At 52.3% G+C, this 18997-nt stretch carries 13 protein-coding genes; 4 read left to right on the top strand and 9 right to left on the bottom strand.

Features of this window, described 5'->3' with window-relative positions; translation table 11 throughout:
- Positions 1 to 64: 64 nt before the first annotated feature.
- Entirely contained in the window at positions 65 to 1456 is a 1392-nt protein-coding gene (locus PAE68_RS05525) for a DUF5050 domain-containing protein (protein WP_281890914.1), read from the bottom strand.
- Positions 1457 to 1907: 451 nt separating this feature from the next.
- Here PAE68_RS05525 and PAE68_RS05520 point away from each other — a divergent pair, with 451 nt between their 5' ends.
- Together PAE68_RS05520 and PAE68_RS05515 are read left to right on the top strand one after the other, a co-directional pair.
- Complete coding sequence (locus PAE68_RS05520) at positions 1908 to 2090, top strand: hypothetical protein (protein WP_309299353.1); 183 nt, start codon at positions 1908 to 1910, stop codon at positions 2088 to 2090.
- Between the two features lie 79 nt (positions 2091 to 2169).
- Complete coding sequence (locus PAE68_RS05515) at positions 2170 to 3285, top strand: IS4 family transposase (RefSeq protein ID WP_281884902.1); 1116 nt, start codon at positions 2170 to 2172, stop codon at positions 3283 to 3285.
- Positions 3286 to 3354: 69 nt separating this feature from the next.
- Here the strand turns inward: PAE68_RS05515 and PAE68_RS05510 are convergent, their stop codons facing one another.
- From PAE68_RS05510 to PAE68_RS05500, 3 genes are all read right to left on the bottom strand, one after another.
- Positions 3355 to 3771, bottom strand: a complete 417-nt coding sequence (locus tag PAE68_RS05510) for a zinc ribbon domain-containing protein (RefSeq protein WP_281884901.1) — start codon at positions 3769 to 3771, stop codon at positions 3355 to 3357.
- 191 nt (positions 3772 to 3962) lie between these two features.
- Positions 3963 to 7511 carry a UvrD-helicase domain-containing protein gene (locus tag PAE68_RS05505; protein WP_281884899.1) on the bottom strand — a complete coding sequence of 1183 codons (3549 nt, stop codon included), beginning with the start codon at positions 7509 to 7511 and terminating at the stop codon, positions 3963 to 3965.
- Entirely contained in the window at positions 7504 to 11055 is a 3552-nt protein-coding gene (locus tag PAE68_RS05500) for a PD-(D/E)XK nuclease family protein (protein ID WP_281884897.1), read from the bottom strand. The genes PAE68_RS05505 and PAE68_RS05500 overlap by 8 nt, the downstream gene beginning before the upstream one ends.
- Positions 11056 to 11444: 389 nt before the next feature.
- Between PAE68_RS05500 and PAE68_RS05495 the strand changes: the two genes are divergently transcribed.
- The gene (locus tag PAE68_RS05495; protein ID WP_281884895.1) at positions 11445 to 12200 is read left to right on the top strand and encodes a hypothetical protein; all 756 of its coding nucleotides are present in this window, start codon (positions 11445 to 11447) and stop codon (positions 12198 to 12200) included.
- 155 nt (positions 12201 to 12355) lie between these two features.
- Positions 12356 to 12610, top strand: a complete 255-nt coding sequence (locus PAE68_RS05490; RefSeq protein WP_281884893.1) for a DUF6953 family protein — start codon at positions 12356 to 12358, stop codon at positions 12608 to 12610.
- 213 nt (positions 12611 to 12823) lie between these two features.
- On the opposite strand, the gene PAE68_RS05485 is transcribed toward PAE68_RS05490, so the two are convergent.
- From PAE68_RS05485 to PAE68_RS05465, 5 genes are all read right to left on the bottom strand, one after another.
- Positions 12824 to 13789: a DMT family transporter gene (locus PAE68_RS05485; RefSeq protein ID WP_281884891.1), complete on the bottom strand. Its 966-nt coding sequence runs from the start codon at positions 13787 to 13789 to the stop codon at positions 12824 to 12826.
- Positions 13790 to 14179: 390 nt separating this feature from the next.
- Complete coding sequence (locus PAE68_RS05480) at positions 14180 to 14536, bottom strand: nucleotide excision repair endonuclease (RefSeq protein WP_281884889.1); 357 nt, start codon at positions 14534 to 14536, stop codon at positions 14180 to 14182.
- Positions 14537 to 14684: 148 nt separating this feature from the next.
- Positions 14685 to 15062 carry a hypothetical protein gene (locus tag PAE68_RS05475; protein ID WP_281884887.1) on the bottom strand — a complete coding sequence of 126 codons (378 nt, stop codon included), beginning with the start codon at positions 15060 to 15062 and terminating at the stop codon, positions 14685 to 14687.
- Positions 15062 to 15670 carry an HNH endonuclease gene (locus PAE68_RS05470; protein ID WP_281884885.1) on the bottom strand — a complete coding sequence of 203 codons (609 nt, stop codon included), beginning with the start codon at positions 15668 to 15670 and terminating at the stop codon, positions 15062 to 15064. The genes PAE68_RS05475 and PAE68_RS05470 overlap by 1 nt, the downstream gene beginning before the upstream one ends.
- Positions 15667 to 18993, bottom strand: a complete 3327-nt coding sequence (locus tag PAE68_RS05465) for an ATP-binding protein (protein WP_281884882.1) — start codon at positions 18991 to 18993, stop codon at positions 15667 to 15669. Before PAE68_RS05465 ends, PAE68_RS05470 begins: the two co-directional genes overlap by 4 nt.
- Between the last annotated feature and the right edge of the window lie 4 nt (positions 18994 to 18997).

The raw sequence follows: 18997 nt of genomic DNA, 5'->3' as shown, positions 1-18997 counted from the left end.
ATTTCCCTCCTTCTCGCTTTATAGTAACTCATTCCCTGTCATCAATAAGCTACTCTAATTCCTCTTATTCCAGGTCCATTGTTTTAAAAATATTTATATCCCCTATTTCAGGATAATAGAGTGAATGATCAGCGATGTAAATTGCAAGTGTACGTGCCATACCTAAACCAGACAATGATGTGCCGTCTAACCGCAATTTATCAATGTAGGGTGATCTTTGGATACCAACAGTTCCGTTTAACATAAAAATCCACCCCTTATGATAATGAAGGGCCGATATTTGGAAATTGGATCTATAAAGTGAAATATCAACTGTGCCATTAGTATTCATTTTCTTTAAATGGCTTCCTGAAGTAACATAATAAACCCATCCGTCAATGAGGACAAAATATGAGACGTCATCTCGGAGCTTCTTTAAATTCGAACCATTGAAGCCTATTGAATACAAGTTAGTGTTATCTACTCCAACTTCCCTCATAGTAATAAATATAGAATCCGAAGTTATAAAGAATCGATAAACTTGTTCGCCAGAAATGAGCAGTTGATCTTCCGAACCATCCAGTTTCATTTTCCGTAAACCGTTTGGCACATTCTTATCAGAAAGGCTAGTATAATAAATCCAGTCGTCATGTACCCACATCTGAACACTCATTGTCGATGAGATCTGCATACGATTTGTGCCGTCGGTTCTTATTTTAAAAACACCAGTCTTGTTGTTTGATATTTCAGAAACAGTATAATATATCCATTTACCAACTACATTAATATTTCTTGCGTTATCATTCGAAAGAACGATTTCCTCAGTTCCGTCTTTTTTTACTTTTACTAACTCATTTCCAGCTGAACTCATGTAGATCCAATCTTCTTGTACTGCAAGTTGACCAAGGTTAACTTTATTTAGGTCATCCAATTGCTGCAATTGAGTGTTGGAACCACCGTCACAAGTAGTAATACTATATCCTTCATCTTCGTCCCAACTGGTTTGCCAACCAAATTCGTCATTAGTAAAACGCCAAGTCATAGGGAAATACGTTACATTCCTGTAAACTAATAGTGGGTAAGGATCCATTGTATTAATTCGCTGTTCATTGATACTGATTGGAAATGGAGCTTGCATCGCGTTAAGTGAATAATCAATGGGAGTTCTATCCGAAATAAGATCTTGTTTTAATGGCAAACAGGCATCCAACTTTTTCAAAGATAACCCATTATCACTACCCCATTCAATCGATAGTCCAAGGGCAGCAGCATTGTTCCATGTCATAGGGATATAAGTAATATCGTTATATACCAGTAAAGGATATTCACTATGTTTCATGTCCATAACAGTTCCATTTATCGAAACTGGAAAGCTAGGAAATGATACTTGGAACACTTCAATTGCTGCAGCCTGAGAAACATAAGTTGGCCAATAAAGCAGTAGAGCGAACATTATTGAAGCCACAAACAATTTCATCCTATTCAAAAAACTTTTCCCCCTCTACATAGTTTCTGCTTACATATTGGAGATCCTGTAATATCAAGTAATGAAATAGATGATCGTTAACACCAGTATACCATTAATTCCCTTTATCTTCCATACTTATTCCATCGCACGTGACCCACATAACACATATAAAGTTCATTGCAGCGAAGGCCTGGTTTAACAAAATATGCTTCTTTGCTGTTAGCGATTAAAACACCTTACAATCTTTTTAAAAGACCAATAGACGAGAGATGTTTTCATTTGTTTGCAGTCACATTCAATGAAGGGCAACTTAAAGAACTTCTTCACATTCCGGAACCATGGTATTTCGATCAGGTCAACTTTAGTCTTGAGTCGAAGCAGCTAGACGTATTATGTAAAATTAAAAATTCCGTAAGGTCGCTGATTTACCTGCTCGGAATGCGGTTCTACGGATAAACCGATTAAGGACATTGTAGATCGAGACCGAACGTGTCGACACCTGAATTTCTTCGAGTATCCCTGTTATATTCATGTTGAACTTCCCTTCACGAACTTCTGCAATTGCAATCGGATGACGCGGGTAAATGTTCCATGGGCCCTAAACAAGCCAAAGCATTATTTTAAAATCAGGCTTGTTGATTAACCACTAAATGGCAGAAAAAGAGCCGTCAACCCGATAAAATGTTTGTACCCCTACAAACAATTGGGAAGGTGACGACTCCATGAAAAATTCTAACACGATTCTTCCCATTCTACAAACACTCCTTACGGCTGAAGAAGTCGATCATATCGTCCAGGCGATCGGTTATGTGGACAAAGCACGAAAGTTCACGGTTCATCATTTGCTTCAATATTGGTGCACCGCAGCTAGTGAGGAATGGTCAGGGTATCGCTCTGCTGCAGATCGCGCCGCCCGTAGCGGCTTAAGCCCTGTTCATTATTCCTGTTTCTCGGGTAAAGCAGCAGAGGTTCCATTTAAAATATTCAAAGAGCTGTTTCATCTACTTGTCCGTAAATGTAACCGTGAAACACAGCGAAAGCTCGCCCTCCCTAAAGAACTGCTACTCATTGATTCGACCACGACCACAGTGGGGAAAACTCGGTTGCCGTGGGCACCTTATCATGCAGAACGAGCGGCGGTTAAATTGCATGTGGTATTACGTGCCCTCAACGGGCAACCGCTTAGCGTCACAGAAACCATTGGTTCAAAGCACGATAGTCCTGTGTGCGAAACGCTGGAGAACCTTGATTTTATTATGGTTATGGACCGAGCCTACGGCAAGTTGGAGCGGTTGGATCGTTATAAACAAGAGGGGCAATCCTTCGTCATCCGTCTTCGTGACAATGTTCATATTGAGAAGCCCTACACCTTGCGGCGTCAATCCCCGTCCGATTCTTCAGTGATTGGTGATTTCACCTGTCAACTCGGCACGCCTCAGTGTCGCTCTACACAACGTCATCGTGTAGTCATCTTTAGGGATTTCGAAGGAAGAGAGATTCGCGTCGTTACTGACTTGATGAGTATAAGTGCGGAACAGATTGCTTTAATCTATAAAGCCCGCTGGCAGATTGAGGTATTCTTTCGCTGGATCAAGCAACATCTCAATATTCCGACGTTATTTGGCACGACAGAAAATGCCGTTTATGGCCAATTGTTCTGCGCATTGATCGTCTTTGTGCTGCTCAAATGGTTGTTTGATGGGACCCGTCAAGAAGTTCCTCGTCATGCTAACCTTAGTCTCGTTCGGTTCGCTCGCTTGCTGCTCTTGAACGACTTGTCCGCAGAATGGCTTATTCGAATACATCGGTTTATGTTGTGTTTTTCCAGTCCGAGTTAATTACATATCTTGGTTAATCAACAGGCCTGAGTCTACCCCTAACTTTAAGTCGTACAGGAACCGTTACCACTAGCCTCTTAATTCTTTACCGCACTTCGGACAATAGTTGAAGGTCGCATCAGACAATTGACTCCCGCAATACGGGCAGAAATTCATGTCTCGCTTAAGAGGTACGGTTGCGTATGGCTCTCGATGTTCACCGGTCCCTCTCGTTCGACCAGCAACATAACGATTCAACGGGTCTGGTTCTTCATTGCGATCTGTAATCTCATACATAGACATCCGATTTCTACTTGTTGCATTCGTGAAATGATAGATGCCCTGTACAACCGCTATTCCTATAAAGACAAAGCCAAAAAGCACAAAAAATATAGGAGCACCCATACTTGCTACGCCAATGGTCCATATCATTCCAAACACACCCATTGCTAAGCTTGCGACCGCCCCCATCGCAGATGGACCACGGCCTGGTTTGATACTCCGCATGCTCGAACCCCCTCTTTCCAAAGTGTAAGTGCTTCAGACTCCACTCAGCAGCTATAAACCCAATATGATTGCATGCACGCACCTCTGACATAGGCTATCTGTCAAGTCAAGAGCGCGGAACAGATGCTATCCTGAGCCTGCACGCTCCGCGCTTCGTGACCGTCATACTCACCTGTAAGCTTATGCCCTCGCTACACCTGCACATACCTGTTCGTATCCATGAAGTACAGCCCCGTCTCCTTCACGCGCCCACCTGTCAGCCGTTCCCATTCGTTCGCATAGGCGACCACCTGCGACTTATAGTGCTGAACGAGCGTACCTTCCTGCTCTATCTCGTGTCGGTCGGTCTTGAAGTCGACGATCACCCAGCCGCCGTCCTCCTCCTCGAACACCAGATCGATGACACCGCGTAGGAGTAACAGCTGAGCCTGTTCAAGCCCGTAGCCCTCCACCCCGTCAGTCGATGTGATAAATGAAAACTCATGATACGCGTTCCTCGCCCGCTTCATCCGTTGCCACAGCTCAGACTCGGCCACGAGCCGCACCGCCTGCTCCGCTAACGCCAGCCATTTCTCCTCGACCTCTTCCTCTTCCGCAGCCATGCGGCAAAAGTCAGGCAGTTCGTCTGGCGACAGCCCTTCGCCTAGCGCCTGCAGACAGCGGTGTACGAGCGTGCCGTAGGCCATCCCTTTGCCTCCGGCGCTGCGCCCAGGTAGTGGATCGACAATGGCGGAGCCTGCGGCAGCCCTGCTCTCGGCAACGCCGTTGTCCGCAGCTATCGCTCCATCTATGGCCGCAGAGGCGTCAACGCCCACGACGTCTGCAGCAGCTGCATCGACGCTTGCGGTATCACCGTCTACCGCGTCAATAACTTCAACGGCGACGGCAGCTGCATCACGGCCCACCGCCTGCCGTCCTGCCTTCGCTAGCGCCGTCACGCTCGCCGTCCTGTAGCTCGGCGCGCCGCCTCGCTGCAGCGCTGCTGCTAGTGCCTCAGCCCGGTCCAGCTCAGACGGCGCCTCATCAGGCGCCAGCTCCTCCGCCTGTACAGGCGGCATCGGCGTCAGCTCCAGCTCCGGCTGCTTCTCGAGTGAGCTCGCGAGCGAGCTCCACGGATCTATGGCCGGCTTCGACGGGTATTGGCTGACGATCAGCAGCTGCTTCGCCCGGGTGACGGCGACATACAGCAGCCGGTCGGCCTCAGCGTGCATGAACGTGCGCTCCTTCTCCGCGCGCTCCGTCCAGCCCACAGGCTGCGCCACGATCTCCTTCGTGAACGTATCCCGCTGCTTCTTGATGACGAAGTAGCCTAGAGCCGGGTCCGTCGAACGGTCGATGTGCTCCTCCGCATCATGATCCGTATATCCGCATGGACACGCGAGCAGGACGACAGGAGCCTCCAGCCCCTTGGCCTTGTGCAGATTCATAATCCGTACTGCATCGCCGCTGCCCGCATACAAGCTCGCAGGCTCGAGACTCGACTCCTCCGCCCAATTCCGCAGCCGCTCGGTCAGCGACTGCCAGCTCACCGCAGAGCCCGCGTCTGCCTGTAGCGCCTCCAGCAGCTTCAGCAGCGTTCCGCTCCGCAACGCTCCCGCTTCGCTCACTGCAGCCCACGGCACAAGGCCAAGCTCATCGATGATGCGCGTCAAGGCCGCAAGCGGTGACAGCGTCCTCGTCCAGCCTGCATACAATCGCAGCTGGTCGAGTGCACGCTGTACCCGCGCACCCTTGGCCGACAGCGCCGCCTCATCCACAGCGCTGTACAGATGAATACGGCCGCCCTCGCTGCGGTAATGGTACAGCTCATCCTCGCTCAGCCCGAACAGGCTGCCCGTTAGCACCGCGAGAAGCGGCACCTGATCCGTATAGTCAGCGAGCGCCGAGGCGAGCTGCACGAGCGCCCGCAGCTCGGGGAACACGCCCTTGCCTCCCGACGTGTCGGAGGCGATGCCGTAACGCTCCAGCGCCTCGGCATACAGCTGAATGAACTTGCGATACGGGTGCAGGATCATGAAGTCTCCCGGACGGGCAGGTCTAACTGTAGCGGATGGAGCTCCAGACGCAGAAGCCAGTGCAGCTGCCGAAGCAGGAACCGACACAGAGCCCGATGCAGCTAGCGTACCTACTCCCGAAGCCGGGGCTCCTGCCAATGCCTTCTCCTGAATCGTCATGTTCCCCGCGCACGCCCATGCGATGAACTGTGCCATCCGCTGCGCATCGTACCACGCAATATCCGCCTGCCGATCCCGCTCCTGCTTCGGCACTGTCATCGTGTAGACGCCGTGCAGCGACGCCTTCCCCTTCGGGCTCGGCAGCTGCGTCAGCATGCGCACGTAAGGCGCCTGCTGCTCCGACGACTGCCCCGGCATCGTGAATTTGCTCTCGAACGCATAGTTCACATAATCGCCAATCGACTTCACCGAGCGGAAGTTGCGCGTCAGCTGCAGCACGTCGCCGCTTGCTGCGATTCGTTTTTTCACCAAATTATAGGTCGAAATATCAGCTCGGCGGAATCGGTATATCGTCTGCTTCGGATCGCCCACGACGAACAGTGAGCCCGGACGCGGCAGCTGCTCGCGCCAATTCGCATGCGTCAGGTCGGCTCCGGTCAATAGCAGCATCATCTCGGCCTGGATCGGGTCCGTGTCCTGGAACTCGTCGACGAACAGCCGTGTATAGCGCCGGGCAAAATAGCTCCGCACCTCCGGGAACCGTCGCAGCAGCTCCGTCGCCTTCATCAGCAAGTCCTGGAAGCTCAGCCTCCCCGCCGCAACACGCTGCTGCCTGCCGAACTCAAGCGCAGGAAGAACGAAGCCGATCAGCTGCGGATGCAGATGCTGCCGCCACCGCTCAAGGAACGGCCGAAGCACCTCCGTCTGCCAATCATGAAACTGCTCCTTCAGCTGCTTCCCGAGCTTCGGATCGGTCCACCGATTCTGCGTCACGTTCAGCGAACGGTCAAACAGCTTCGCCACAGCGAGCATGCTCAGATCATCGGTCATATCCTTAGCGGCGACGTGGCGGACAGCGGTGCGAACCGTCTTCTGCAGATCGTCCCAATCTTTCTCCGGCTGCACCGTAGGGATCCAGCGTACCGCCTCCTCCAGCAGCGGTAGCAGCGTATCCCGCAGCGTGTCGAAGAGCGGACGCTCCGTCTCCTCTGTCGCAATGCACACATCCTCATACTCGCATACCCGTTCGTACACCTCCCGAAGGTCCTCGACGCTAACCTGCAAGCGGGCGAGCTCCTCGATCGACTGGTCACGCCCCTCGGCCCGCAGCGCCTCCAGATACAGATCCCAGCTGCGGTGACGAAGCAGCTTCTCTTCCTGCTCCTCCATCTCTGTGAACGCCGGGTCCACGCCCGCTTCGATCGGACGCTCGCGCAGCAGTCTGCCGCAGAAGGCATGGATCGTGCCGATGAAGCATTCGGGCAGCTGCTCCAGCGCCTGCGCCAGCCGATCCCGCTCATCGCCCGCCGTCGCGATCGCCAGCTCCTGCTCCAGCTTCATGCGGAACCGCCCCATCAGCTCAGACGCCGCTTTATTCGTGAACGTAATCGCCGCAATCTCGCGCGCCTCCGCCTTGCCCGAACGTACGAGTGACAGCATGCGGCCGACGATGGACGTTGTTTTGCCGGAGCCTGCACCCGCTTCAACGAGGAACGTCGTGTCCAAGTCCATCAAGATTCGCTGCCTCGCTGCCTCATCGGCCTGCAGCACGTCATCGCTATACATAGCGGCTCACCTCCTGCAATGTGTGCAATCTCGCTTCCGCATCGGGTGCGCTTCGCTTCGCCGCGAACTGCTCGGCATGGGAGCCGCACACGGCGCTGTAATCGCACCACGTGCACCCCTTCGGGTCCTCCGCTGGAGGGAACAGCCCGCTTCGCATCGAGTCGGTCATCGCCTTCAGCAATGCAGCCAGCTCTCCTCTGCGGCTCTGCGGACGAACGACCTCCTCCCCAAGCCCACGCTCGGTTGGAAAATAATACGAAGACTCCGTCACCTCCGCCTTCGGATCGAAGCCGCTCCGCCGCATCCACTGTTCGACCGCGAGGCCGTACAGCGGCAGCTGCAGCTGCGCTCCGCCCGAGAAGCACGCATTGTGCTTGTAGCTGCGCGGACTGCCAGTCTTGTAATCATAGATCTTATATTGATGCGGCCCGATTCGGTCGATCCGATCGACGTAGCCTCGCAGCGGAAGCGTCAGCTCCTCGCTCAGCTCGAGATCGAACGGCGCGTCATCCTCGTGCAGCGGTAGCTCCGCGAACATCGGAACACCCGTTCGACCTCTCTCGCTCTGGTAAAACATATCGACGTCCCGACGAATGCTGTCTGCTTCCTTCCTATAAATATGTACGCTCGGCGCTGGCACCTCGGCTGCATACTGAGCGAGCACCTGCTCGGTAATGTCTTGGAGCAGGTGTCGGTTGGAAGCGATGGCTGTGCGGTCGGCAGGGCAGACCGTGTTACCTTCTTGTGCTTCCACCTGCACGGTGTCTTGCTGACCTGGCGCACTTGTTAAGAAGCCACGATCGTCCAGCTGGTCCTTCACGGCCATCAAGTAGCGGCTAAAGATATCATGCAGCAGGCTGCCTCGCTGCGCCGCATCGAGCCACCGCGTACGGTCGAACACCGCCGTCTCCTTCGGCCGCACCCCGAGCACCTCCTGATACAGGTAGCGCTTCGGACACTTGCCGTACAGCTCTAGCTTGCTCGCGCTGTAGGCGGCGGTGCTGGCGGCGGGTGGTGCGGTGGCTGGTGGAGCACCTGCTGGCGGCGTAGCGGCGGGCAGTGCAGCGCTTGGCGTACCAGTGGCGGGCGGAGCAATTTCTGGCGTCGCAGCGGTTAGCGCTGCTGCGGCTGGTGGAGCTGCGCTTAGCGTACCAGCGGCGGGCGGAGCAACTTCTGGCGGCGCAGCGGCGGGCGAGGCTACGCTTGCCCGCGCGTCAGCTGGCGACGCGGGGGCTGCGCCATGCCCAGAGGCAGGCGTGCCCTTAGCCGCCGCCCCCATGCTCAGCGATGGCGCTAGCCGCGGCGCATCGCCAGGCAGCACGACGGGGTGCACCGTCGTGTCGAGCAAGCCGTCGCAGCCGGACAGCTCCGGCGCGAGCCTCGCCTGCTCGGCAGCTGCGCCGCTGCCGAGCCAGCTGTACCGGCCGCTCACCGCCTCGCGGCCGCCCTTCAGCTGCGCGCTGCCAGACTGCAGCGCGCACAGCCATTGCTCGGTCGCATCGAGTGCGATGCTGACCGACGAATTCGCGCGGCCGTAGTAGCGGACGGCCGCGCCCAAGTGCTCCAGCAGCGCCTCGTAATCGGCGTCTGCCTGCCCGCGCTGCTGCCGGTACAGCTGCAGCAGCTCATAGGCCGGCAGCTGCTCCTTGCCGGCCGCAAGCTCCAGCGTGCTGCAGCTCAGCGTGCAGCCGCCTTGAATCATGCCGAGCCGGCTGTTGCGCTCGGCAGCAGCACGTCTGGCGCGCGCTAGGCTCAGCGGCAGCGCCGGGCTAATACGGGTGCGCTCGTCGTCGAGCAGCACTGGATGCTGGCGTGCGGCCTGCGACCATGCCGCCTCCGTCATTCCGACGATGAACGTATACGGCCGCCCCGACTGTCCGCCCGATGACAGCGAGGTCACCCAGAGGCTACCCGGAGACGGAGTGCCTGCAGCCCGCACGCGCAGCCGCTGGACCGCATCCCCCACATGCCTTAACGCAAGCGTTGCATCCAGCGTGAAGCCAGAAGCTAACTGCATCGAACGGGCAAGCCGCTTCAAGCTGGACAGCACCTCATAATCTGCTTCATTCCTCATCACCCCGCACGCCTCAACGAACATAACCAGCGCCTCCATCAGTCTGGAGGGTGACGCGAGCTCTACATCATCCAGCGGACCTAGCAGCCGATCGAATACGTCAGCCAGCAGCTCTCGTACCGCTACAGCCTCATCGACTTGCGCACCCACATCGCCCCGCACACCACCGTCGACTCGCGCACCACCATCAGCTCGCGCATCCCCATCGACCTGCACACCACCATAGACTCGCGCACTCTCATCGACCTGCGCACCACCATCAACTCGCGCACTCTCATCAACCTGCGTACCACTTTCGACTCGCACACTCTCATCGACCTGCGTACCACCTTCGACTCGCACACTCTCATCGACCTGCGCACCACGATCAGCCTGCGCCTCCCCGACAGCTCGCGCACCCTCAGACCTCGACCGCAGCAGCTTATACCGCTCCCTGCCCCAGCCTATGCCAGACCGCTCCAGCTCTCGGATGAGACGGCCTGTTGTTACTAGCCCTGAATCGTCCCCCGCATGTAGGCGCAGGAAGCCTTGCTTCAGCCCTGCCAGCAGCAGGTCCGCCCGGAAATCCGACTCCAGCCAATCGATGAACAGCAGCGCTGCTTGACCGGCCGCCGTTATATGGATCGGCAAGCCTTCCGCATAGGTGCACGAAATGCCGTAAGCAGCAGCTGTCGTATGAACAGCGCGCATATCCGCATCGCGATCCGAGCATACAAGCTCGACCTCATCCCAGCGCATGCCGCCCTCCAGCACACGCCTCACGACCTCACGCACCTCCGCCAGCACACCGGCTGCACCGAACAGCATCGCATCACCTGCTGGGAACGTCGAGTTCGACGCTGTGAACGAGACGTCCTCTTCCAGCATGACATAGCGTCCGTCTGTGAGGCGCTCCAGCAACTGCTGATCGGCAGCGGAGCGCACCGCACTCTGATCCACGATTACTAGCTCCGAGCCGTGCCCGCTCACGCTCGCATGGAGAAGCAGACCGGCTCCATCGACGAGGCTGCCCCGCACAAGCTCCTCCTCATAGCGCCTCAGTAGCTGCTGTAGGAACTGGCCTTTTTCGATATGGCAAAAATGCCTCGCATCCAGCTGCGCCGCCGTCACTAGCGCCTCCCTCAGCTCCACAATCGCTTCATAGAAAGCATCCGCCAGCCCCGGGGTGAACGATTCTGCCGTCACATAGGACGAGCCGGACTCGATCAGCTGCTGCAGCAGTCGGCATACGAGCCATCTTCCTTCATCCGGAGATATATAGGTGAGCTTACGCTTAGCAAGAGCCAGCCTGCAGCGCTCCAGCGCCCAGCTGCGCAGTGATTTCACCTCTGTATTCAATACCGCGCCAGAAGCACGGGCCATTCGCTCCAGCCATTGATGCCCGTCTGACAGGCTGCCTGTAAGCAGTATCTTACGTTGCAGTGGAACGGATTGCAGCAGTCGCTCCACCTGCTCCAGCTTGGCACTCATGATGACCCATCTCCTCATCGTTCATCTTCATATTACCTATCCCACTACTACGACGATGCGCACACACGACACCAGTCATTGCGTAACAGCTGTAGAAGCGAGCCGCATACAGCATCCTTAATTTCAATAATATAGTAAATTCGCCTATATGGTATGCATTTCCTTCCTCGCCCACAGCTTTAGCCTAACATGCGACTGCGACAGCAGTGTGTCATGAAGCATCTGTTCGCATCATTCGGATCAGCTGCCTCTCCAGCTGCACACTCGTGTATGCTCCGTATTTGTCTAGCAACCTCGTAACCATTTTTCACGAAGCTAGCAATACGTCCAAGAATCTCAGCCAAGCTTGAATATGCTATAGCATCACGAAATAAGGAGTGATCCAATCGATGAGAATGAAGCACAACCGTAATCGCGGACTCAGCCGCAAGCTAGGCAACCGGCTCGGAGCAAAACGCTGCTGCAAGCCCGTCCCTTCGCCTTGCTGCTGCAAGCGGCTACCACATATCGATCCAGCAAACAACAGCAAGTGCTGCTGGAAGCCGAAGCACACTGCTAAGCGCTCGAAGCTGAAGCCGATTCACAAGCTCAAGCGCAAAAAGCTGAAGAGCATCAGCAAGCGAACAGCCACCGTCGTCAAGCGCAAAGTTCGTAACAGAGAGGCCCCAAGTACTGAAGGTACACAAGCCGGAGGCGTCGGATGGTCCAAGCCGAATGGCAGCACAATGACAGACGCAACAGCCGGAGGCATGTCGATGGATCTGACTGCCGCTCAGCTAGGCGATACGATCGAAGTAACGAAGACGATCGGCTCCTTCCGCTACGCTGCTCCGACAACTGCTAATCCGTCTCAGCAGAGAGAGTTTCGCGTATATATTAAGGTAACGTTCCCTCGCTGCTTGAAGCCGAAGCTGCAAAAAACGTTGTACGAAGGGCTGTATCGTGCCAAGCGCTCCGCGCATGCAGCACTCGCTCCGCTGCTCGCAGCCGCCAACGTCGCTGCTATCATCGCTGCCATACCCGGACTGCTGCCGCTGACTCGACGTGTGTTCCTGCAATGTCTGTTGACGAAGCCGCGCCTCTTGTCTCCTATACTTCGACGCTGCGTGAAGCTTGAGATCAAGACGAGCAACCGCGTCGTCTAGCGAATGCACCTTACTTGGGGTAGCATTCCTATATATCACAATATGTACGAGCTCTATGATGCCCGTCATACTATCCGAATCTTGTCTTGTTGACGCTTGTTGACGTCCATCCAATCCGCTATACTTGTCCCATCACAACAAGGGAGCGAATGCACATGCAAGAGGACAAGGCACCTACAGCCGAGGACGTCGCGGACTGGATGCTGAACCAGCTTCGATCGGCCAGTATATTGAAGCAGACCGAGGCTGTGGAATATATTCTACACAACTTCGGCGAGCAATTTTTGTACACGAATGAGAATGGCAACGAGTCGATCGACAAGGAAGTGAAGAAGCGATTCAAGAAGCTCCACGGTGGCAAGGCCGCCTGGGATCGCGACGGCTTCTTCTGGGGCTGGACGTCCCGCTGAAGTCCGGCCGGAAGGCACTTCTGCATCGGCCCATGCTGCGTGTGTACATGCGCAGCTTGTACAGCACCGCGCATCACATCGCACCACTACGCATCGCCTCACTTTCAGCATGACGAATAGCCTGCTCAGGAGCTTCATGCTCTCTGCTGCAGGCTGTTTTTTATTCATCATATTAATAATTAACGGCCTTACCTGTTCTTCTTCGGGGCGTTCCTAGCCTTCAGGTGCCGCTGGTACGGCTGCTTGAGCTGGTGCTGTTGTCTTGGCAGTTGTCTTGGCTACCGTCTTACGACCGAACTGAACCGTCAGCAGCCCTACGCCTGCCAGCACGAGCATCGTGCCGAGCGCATGCGTCCACGTGAAGCTCTCGCCAAGCCCGATAGCCGAGAACCATATCGCACTCACCGGCATGAGCGCCGAGAATACACCGATTGTGTTCGAATCGACGTGCGAGGTGCTTCGATGCAGAAGTATAATCGCACCGACCGTCACGACAAGACCCGAATAGAGGACGAGCCCCCATACCTCCAACGGTATATGAGCCAGCTCCACCTGTTGAAGATCTCGCCACGCCCAAGGCAAAAACAGCACCGCGCCATATACACTCATCATCGTCGACATGAACACAGGACGAATTCCCTTCGACGCCAGCCTGCCGAATGTCAGAAAGACGGCTTCACAACCGATAGCAGCCAGAACGAGCAGGTTACCAAGCAGCGCTCCGCTATCTCTTGCCGATCCTCCCGCTGCTCCGAGCGCCTGGATCGATAATGTACCCAGCATCGCCAGCACGATGCCAAGCAGCTGCACGCGGCTCAGCCTCTCTTTGAATAAGAAGTACGCGATGATCGCGACGATGACCGGGGTCGTACTCGTCATAATTCCGCTCTCCACACCTGAGGTCAGCTTCACGCCTTGGAGCATACATATGCTGAATACAAATACGCCGATGAATGCTTGGATGAACAGCACGCCAAGGTCCCGCTTCGTCACATGCTGAAATCTGCCTTGCTGCAGCAGCAGTAGCGGGATGAGAACGACAGCCCCGATGACAAGCCTGAGCTCCGATGCGAGAAAAACAGGCAAATGCTCGACGATCACCTTATTGACAGGAACGAAGCTGCCGATGATGATCATCGCTACCCCTAGCTGAACCAATGCCTTTATTGAACTGTTCATGATACCTCCCATAGCAAAGCAGCATGCCCCAACTGAGTTGTCAGCGGGCATACTGCTCCTGCTTGTGCTGAATTAGCGGTGCTTCGCGATATAGTCATCAAGTCTGCCCATTCCGTCCATCTTGACCGCCCATTCGTGCAGCTGCGACGAAGAACATTTTTGGCTGCTGAATGAAGGAGATCCGTCCGTCGTCCAGCGTCGCTTGTGTGATGTCCACTAGTTCCCACCTCCATATGTAACTAAAGCCTACTGTAATTGACACGAATCGTAAAGTATAACTTACAAGAATGGAGTAGCCCTTCACCTCACGGCTACTCCTCAAATAACCAACATATACGAAACGCTTCCCCTTATACAGGAGAAGCGTCCTTAAAGCTTACCGCGGCCGACCTAACCGCTTACCAGCACGTCCGTGTTAAACCGCGCTTGATGCGTATTCGCTATATAGATCTCATAGATCGCGCGCTCGACCGGGTCCTCGACGAGGCATACCGCGATCTTGACCACGTCTTCCCGATTGTTCTTGATCGGCGAAACGGTATCCTCGAAATGCTTCTTAATGCGCTGACGCAGCTTCCGCGCCTTGCCCACATAGAGCAGCTCGTCCTTGTCGTTGTAGAACATGAAGATGCCACCCTTCTCCCTCGTAATGAGGTGGAAGTCGGTGAAGCCGTAAATATGGCTCAGCTGAGGGTCCTGCTGCTTATAGATCGTCACTTCGGGCTCTGGTATCGTAATGGTAATCATAGGGAACACTTCCTTGTCTGCGTGTAGAGCTCTATTGTAGCATATCGAGGGCTGTGACGACTATGACATGATGCATGAAGCTTCTCGCGCGAGCTGAAGGGTTCGTATGGATTTATTCCCTAAACTTTTATATTAACTTTTGAATCAGTTAAAGATAATCATCCAGTGAAACAATTTTCACTTCTGGATGGAGACAAGCTGCGATGCCTTCATCTTCGACCTCTTTATCATCTAGTAGTAAAGCATAGTCGCCATTGCGTTTGAACAATAAAGTACGTGGGATAAACTGCTGAGAAGCTTTTTCTTCAGAAAAATCTGTTAGCAACTTTTCTACAATTTTCAATCGTTCATTCTTAAATTTGCAAAAATCAACGATCGCCGCTTCCTGTTCTGCAGTAATACCATCTTTTTCAAAGTATGCTGCCGCCTTAATAATTACTTTATAGTACTTGTCAAAAAGCGGTAACTCAATTTCTGTCTTCCATCCAACGTTAAAGAAAAGCTCGCCAAAAACTGGACTATTCATTATAATTCACCTTGCCCTTTCTTAGCTTCAGCAATTCCACCACTATGCGGAAAATTAGCATGGATTTCGTTGGGGACTTTCTGCATCGTTCTCATGTCCCTACATTCGTGCCACGTGTAGTTATTATCTTTACGCCATTGTGCAACTTCTTCGGGAGTGCAGCCTTTTTGTTGGGCTAGCGCAATATCGGCCCTATCGAAATTATCCGTTCGTTCTGTAGAAAACGGCTCAATCTCAACAGTACCTTTACTGACGTCGTGAAAATCAGGCTCACCGTCCTTATAAACTATGCCACCGTCAATATCGTATTTGTCGAGCAACTCCCCCATGGTTAATCCATCCGGGTTGGAACGGGTTCTTCCTTTCACTTCAGCGGGGACGTAGTTTTGGTCGGGAATCCATTTGGAGTCACCACGTTCGCCGTCCCAATGTCCATTATTACCTTCAATAGGACAATTTCTGAAATTTTCAATCACTATACCTAATGGCTTATCATAATCGCTCATCGGTTTTTCGAATGTTTTTCCCTCCGACATCTTGCCAAGCGGACTGTCGGAAACCCGCTTCTCTGATATCTCCGTTATTTCATTAAACGATGCAATACTCATATATTCACCCCACCGTTTTTCGCAAAGCTTACCTTTACATCATCGATCCACTGCATGTAAATCCGTTCACGAATCTCCGATTCCTCTTGCTGTGCACTAATATCCTTCATCAAGCACTGACTTATTGCAAGGATTACTTCTTCGGAAGCAGGAGATACGAATTGTTCTACAAGTGTGGCAAGCCTCCTAGTCAGTTCAGTGTTGTTAACGGAAGTTGTCACAAAACTTTCGACCTGCACACGAACACCCAGCAATCCTGTAATACGGCGGGAAAGCTTAATAAATTCGGTAGGACTCCACAAGGACAATTGCCCCTCTGTTTGATACTCAATAATCTGCTCCTCAACAAATTCTCTGTTCTGGGAAGATAAGTGAAGCAAAGTCAAACCACTTTCAATTTCACATAAATTGAAGTCCAATCGCTCACTTACTCTACCCTGAATGAGCAACGACAGGAGTTGTGTCCAAACTTTACGGGCATCTGCCAACGTATCAATTACCTTGCTGTTGTACTGCTTTTCATCAATACCACATTTATTCACCTTAACTAAAACTGGCTCTGCCCAATCATTCTGGTAAATAGCCGCTACACCACGCTCCAACTTTGACAGTTCGGCAATCTGTTCTTCATCCAAATTTGCAGCATACCCTACAAGCTCACGGTCACTTCGTTCCGGCAACCTCAAAATAATTTTGGTATTCGTGTTGCGAATGACCGACATATCTAATAATCCTGGTGACTGGTCAGCGATAATAAAGCCTTCCCCGTATGTTCTCATCTCAGCAATTGAATTGGAAAGCATTTCTACCGATTTACCGAGGAGATTGGAACTCTCAGCAGACTGTTCTGATGATGTTCGCTTTAATAAGACATGTGCTTCCTCAAGCACAGTAATATGTTTAAGCGGACTGTTCGTTTGACCTGTAGTCATCCGGTATTCGTTGAGTTTCATAACGAGTAGCCCCATGATGAGCGACTTTGTTTCAGTTGATCCAACACGGCTCAAATCCACAATCACTCTCTTGTCGAACAACTCGGTGTCTGTTAAATCATCACTTGTGAAAATGAGACCATTCAACCCATTCGTCAGCGATCGCACACGGGTACACAGTGCACCAGAGTAATCTCCCTTGCTGTCAGACGAGTATTGAGATTCATTTATTACGTTCTCAATCTGCTCCAATACATCTGCAAAGTTTGGGTATAGATCACCCTTAGGATTCTCAGAAGCGCTTAAATTCCAGCCGACACAGGTATAGGAACGCTCCATTGCTTCCTTTAGTATGGCAGGCATTGCGGCATACATCGGCCAGCATACATTAAATAATTCAACAAGCCGGTCTAAATGCTCCAATACATGAATATCAGACGGAAACCGAAAAGGATTAATCCGAAGCAAATCATTCTTCTTAGGATTAGTCCCATAGACAGATACATCTGCAAATTGCCCAAATATGTTTTTGTACTCACCCTTAGCTGGCTCAACTACCAAGAACGGTATATCGTACACATTCCTTAATTGCTTGAGTAGTTCGTACACAGTATTGCTTTTACCGGAACCAGTCGAGCCTGTCACAAACGTATGCATGGTCATAGAATCGCGATCAAGTCGCACCTCGGTATTCGTCTCGCTCCCCATTGAGAAAACATTACCAAGAATAAAGCTACTCTCGCGATTACGACGCTGATTATATTTGACTACTTCTCGACCGAAATCGGCGTGTTCAATGACAGGAAAACCACATACCGATTTACGGGGAAGACCCATCTGAATCGCAAGTTCGTTGCCGCTAACCAGCGACGAAGCTGTCACGGGTAACCTCGTCGAATGCGATTGATATGTAAAGACGGGGTGAATAAAGTTCGTAATGTACTCGCGAAGCATAGGAATCTGTTTTGTATGCTGCCGCCCCCAAAAGTTAATTGCCGATGTTTCAACACCAGACTTCTCGCCCTTCATCAAGGCTCGATATGTGCTTGCCGCCATCTCCGCCGTCTCTTGGCTATCTGACAAGAAATAAGTAGCGCATTCCCACATACCAAGACTTTCGCACTCATCAATACGCTTTAACTGCTGGTCAATCCGCTCAAGCGTGTTAATAAGCGTTTTATTTTGCATCGTAAGCTGCATATTATCAGATGTTCCGGACGCTAGTCCCATGGTCATCGTGCTGTTTTCGCTCGTACTTTCATTCGTCGTATTTGATTCCCCAAACGTCTCCGATGAACTACTAGAATAACTTTCGTTCGTGGATGTACCTTTCGTTGTTGACTTTGAATTAATCGCACTAAGACCAACATGGCCTGCCATAATCGCTCCTGCTGCAACAAGACTTGCGCCTCCGGTTAGCGGAGCGGTAACAATACTAGCTGCGCCAAGCAATGCTGCACCGGCCCCTTTTATTACCATGGTAGCTGTATCCGTCTTTGTTTCCGATTCGTTTATCGTTAGACTGGTTGAACGACTAGTACCGGTTTGGGTCGAGCGGTTTGTCGAATGCGAAGTACCTGTTGTCGTTCCTTGAGAAAAGGCATTTGAGACATTCATTGCGGTATTCGTTCCATAGCTCAGTTGCATATTAGCAAACGGCGAAAGCTGTGTGTACATATTTTCATAAGCACGGCGGGTTTCTGCTAACTGAGCGGTCGGCGTACTCTTGGCTAACACAACGGCTGTATAACGCTGACCCTGCATGGCCAGTACTAACTTGTCGAGCCCTTGAATAAACCTGTCGTTGTCAGTGAATTCAGCATCTTTATTGTTGGCGACGCATGAGACCGATGCAATATTTCCAGATTGAATCCCTGCAAGAAAGTCCTCCGCGGCGGAGTCGAGAAGATCTTCCGTCTTAACTCCGGGAAACTGACCACGCAACGCATTTCTTAACGTATCTTTGAGTGATTTTGTTGTCCTTTTATCATCAAGTGCGCGAACGCCCATATAAAAGTCGGTTTTCTGTCCGTTGCTGTCTGCAATAACGAACAAACCGCAGTTCAGGCTTTGAACCGCATTGAAAACCGAGGCGAACTTGTAGGTGGAATATTCATTATTTTGGTAAACCATTTCCGTTATTTTAAACAAACGAATATCACTAATTTGTTTCAGACTATCCGGTAGCGGAAGAATTTCAAGATCAGTCAGCTTGGTTAAATAGTTTTTGAGCACGATGTCATCAACAAGTATGCTTGCTTCGGTAAGTTGACCTTTCAGTGCTTCATAACTTGGAACATTGCTTTTAGGCGATGGAGGAAACGTTGGCTCCAACTGTTCGCTCACCGATATAGGCCCCTTCCTACCGGTCAAATCCACAAAATCACTCATACGA

This window comes from Paenibacillus sp. YYML68 (genome assembly GCF_027923405.1).
Classification (GTDB): domain Bacteria; phylum Bacillota; class Bacilli; order Paenibacillales; family NBRC-103111; genus Paenibacillus_G.
The sequence above is the reverse complement of the archived record's forward strand: the minus strand, read 5'-3'. Positions and strand labels throughout refer to the sequence as shown.

Bases quoted from the DNA above. Each gene is read 5' to 3' on its own strand.
- PAE68_RS05470 (WP_281884885.1), bottom strand. From the start codon at position 15,670: ATGAGTATTGCATCGTTTAATGAAATAACGGAGATATCAGAGAAGCGG.
- PAE68_RS05495 (WP_281884895.1), top strand. From the start codon at position 11,445: ATGAGAATGAAGCACAACCGTAATCGCGGACTCAGCCGCAAGCTAGGC.
- PAE68_RS05505 (WP_281884899.1), bottom strand. From the start codon at position 7,511: ATGTATAGCGATGACGTGCTGCAGGCCGATGAGGCAGCGAGGCAGCGA.
- PAE68_RS05500 (WP_281884897.1), bottom strand. From the start codon at position 11,055: ATGAGTGCCAAGCTGGAGCAGGTGGAGCGACTGCTGCAATCCGTTCCA.
- PAE68_RS05510 (WP_281884901.1), bottom strand. From the start codon at position 3,771: ATGCGGAGTATCAAACCAGGCCGTGGTCCATCTGCGATGGGGGCGGTC.
- PAE68_RS05490 (WP_281884893.1), top strand. From the start codon at position 12,356: ATGCAAGAGGACAAGGCACCTACAGCCGAGGACGTCGCGGACTGGATG.
- PAE68_RS05480 (WP_281884889.1), bottom strand. From the start codon at position 14,536: ATGATTACCATTACGATACCAGAGCCCGAAGTGACGATCTATAAGCAG.
- PAE68_RS05525 (WP_281890914.1), bottom strand. From the start codon at position 1,456: ATGAAATTGTTTGTGGCTTCAATAATGTTCGCTCTACTGCTTTATTGG.
- PAE68_RS05475 (WP_281884887.1), bottom strand. From the start codon at position 15,062: ATGAATAGTCCAGTTTTTGGCGAGCTTTTCTTTAACGTTGGATGGAAG.
- PAE68_RS05515 (WP_281884902.1), top strand. From the start codon at position 2,170: ATGAAAAATTCTAACACGATTCTTCCCATTCTACAAACACTCCTTACG.
- PAE68_RS05465 (WP_281884882.1), bottom strand. From the start codon at position 18,993: ATGAGTGATTTTGTGGATTTGACCGGTAGGAAGGGGCCTATATCGGTG.
- PAE68_RS05485 (WP_281884891.1), bottom strand. From the start codon at position 13,789: ATGAACAGTTCAATAAAGGCATTGGTTCAGCTAGGGGTAGCGATGATC.